General features: G+C 41.8%; 3 protein-coding genes. 2 read left to right on the top strand and 1 reads right to left on the bottom strand.

Features of this window, described 5'->3' with window-relative positions; translation table 11 throughout:
- A partial coding sequence (locus L4C35_RS22980) for a hypothetical protein (protein WP_428465044.1) occupies positions 1-187 on the bottom strand: 187 nt, incomplete at its 3' end.
- Positions 188-291: 104 nt separating this feature from the next.
- On the opposite strand from L4C35_RS22980, the gene L4C35_RS22975 reads away from it, so the two are divergent.
- Together L4C35_RS22975 and L4C35_RS22970 are read left to right on the top strand one after the other, a co-directional pair.
- Positions 292-1,011, top strand: a complete 720-nt coding sequence (locus L4C35_RS22975; protein ID WP_428465043.1) for a hypothetical protein — start codon at positions 292-294, stop codon at positions 1,009-1,011.
- 874 nt (positions 1,012-1,885) lie between these two features.
- Positions 1,886-2,044 (top strand): hypothetical protein, encoded by a 159-nt coding sequence (locus L4C35_RS22970; RefSeq protein ID WP_428465042.1) that lies wholly within the window; start codon positions 1,886-1,888, stop codon positions 2,042-2,044.
- Positions 2,045-2,145: the final 101 nt, after the last annotated feature.

Below are 2,145 nucleotides of genomic sequence, written 5' to 3'. Positions count from 1 at the left end.
ATAGTGCTAACATCATCGTAGCCGCTATTTTGTGGGTAAACACGCAGTAATTTCCGTGGTTATAGTTTTGAATTTGTCTACCTTGAGTTGGGTGTTTGTCGCGCTTAATCAGCGCATTTTTTAACTGCCTTTCATCATGGCAGGCAAGCTGCTTAACCCAAGTCAAACGGCCGGGTAACAAAGGCATTAAGGTGACGCGTTACACTCGGCGGTTTTGGTTTGAAGTGTATTTGTTTTTGTAAGTTCAGCGTTGGCGCACCTTATGCCAGCGTTAAATGTATTAGGTTAATTATGTTCGATATTTTTACAGAAGAAGAAAACTTAGAATTTGAAAAAGGTTTGAGCTTGACTGGTTGGTATGTTGACTGTCGGGCGACAACAGATGATCTAATGAGGTTGAAGTCAATATCTGAGAGAGCTCTAGAATTAAACCCTTCAAACGAAGACTACGCTGAAAATATAGAAAAGTTATCGATTGAAGTGTTTCATATTGTTGTTCACTATCTTTCTAATCCTGCTGATCGTGCAGCATTAGTCTCTTATGGCTATGAACAATCTAGTTTTTTCTCTGGCACAATCAATATGATTGAAGAGTCTATTTGTGCTTACTATAGTGGTTTCCACACTGCTGCTTTATCTCTATTGTTCATTAGCTTAGAGTCATATCTGAGAAATCTTTCCGGTTGGAAGCCTGGAGATAAAGATATTACATTTAAACAGCTTAAAAATGCCGTAGAAAAACTCCCTCCAAATGAATATCGAGAAATGGCACAACAGATCATTAACAATGTCTACTCTAGGTATGACGCGACGTCGCCTGCATTGTTCTATTTTAACCGTCACGGTCTACTTCATGGCCTTAGAACTGAAAATAATGAATATGATCAAATGAACTATTTACGTTTACTTTCCTTGATGGACTTACTGGCATTTAGCGATGGTGGTAGACGAAGTGGTGTCATTAATGAAAGATTTAAAAATCTAGCTGATAAATTTGAAAAATACATTTAACAAAGCAATCAAGGTGATGCGTTACACTCGGCGGTTTTGGTATGGAGTTCGGTGTGTTTGGTGAGTTCAGTGGGGCACACCTTATTGCAGGCGTTACTAGACTAGGTTGAGTTCTTTTTGTGTACCTAACTCCGTTGTCGCTGTGCATTGGTCAATTCCAGAAGTATTCGTATGCAGTAAGAATTGTTCGTCGTTTATAGCGGCTTCTTATTTTTAAACGTCTCAACGACTGGCGTGAATGTTCACTGGTAACCGCGCCAACTTCTGTATTTGGTTTTAATCATGGTTCGGCCGTGGCGGTTGATGCTCCGCGTACTTACTAGTTCTTAAATTTCTCAGCTATTGCCGCGCCATCATCGAGGAATGCCGCTTTCAATGTTGTGGTCGGTGCGTTGGCAGGGAAGTGGTTACATTTTGGTGGTTGCCGTAAAAAGTCTACTTGTGGGCGCTGTCCGCGGCTTTAGTTTGGGCTGCCTTTTTATCAATATTGGCGAGCGTTTCTGGTTCATTTTTTCTAGGTAAACCATAGTGCTAACTTTATCGTAGCCGCTATTTTGTGGGTAAACACGCAGTAATTTTCGTGGTTATAGTTTTGAATTTGTCTGCCTTGAGTTGGGTGTTTGTCGCGCTTAATCAGCGTACTTTTTCATTTCACTTCATCATGGCAGGCAAGCTGCTTAAGCTAAGTCGATAGGCCTAGTAACAAAGGCATTAAGGTGACGCCTGACACTCGGCGGTTTTGGTTTGAAGTGTATTTGGTTTTGTAAGTAATGCGTTGGCGCACCTTATGCCAGCGTTACTAGACTAGGTTGAGTTCTTTTTGTGTACTTTACTCCGCGATCGCTGTGAGTTGGTCAATTTCAGTGAAACCCGTATGCAGTCAGAATCGTTTGTCGTTTATAGCGGCTGCTTATTTTTTAAACGTCTCAACGACTGGCGTGAATATTCGCTGGTAACCGCACCAACTTCTGTATTTGGTTTTAACCATGGTTCGGCCGTGGCGGTTGATGCTCCGCGTACTCTTAGTTCTTAAATTTCTCAGCCATTACCGCACCATTATCGAGGATAGCCGCTTTCAATAATGTGATCGGTGCGTTGGCAGGGAAGTGGTTACATTTTGGTGGTGCCGTAAGC

It is taken from the genome of Photobacterium kagoshimensis, from assembly GCF_050337045.1.
Classification (GTDB): Bacteria; Pseudomonadota; Gammaproteobacteria; order Enterobacterales; family Vibrionaceae; genus Photobacterium; species Photobacterium kagoshimensis.
The sequence above is the reverse complement of the archived record's forward strand: the minus strand, read 5'-3'. Positions and strand labels throughout refer to the sequence as shown.

Coding starts and splice junctions, on each gene's coding strand:
- L4C35_RS22975 (WP_428465043.1), top strand. CDS start 292: ATGTTCGATATTTTTACAGAAGAAGAAAACTTAGAATTTGAAAAAGGT.
- L4C35_RS22970 (WP_428465042.1), top strand. CDS start 1,886: ATGCAGTCAGAATCGTTTGTCGTTTATAGCGGCTGCTTATTTTTTAAA.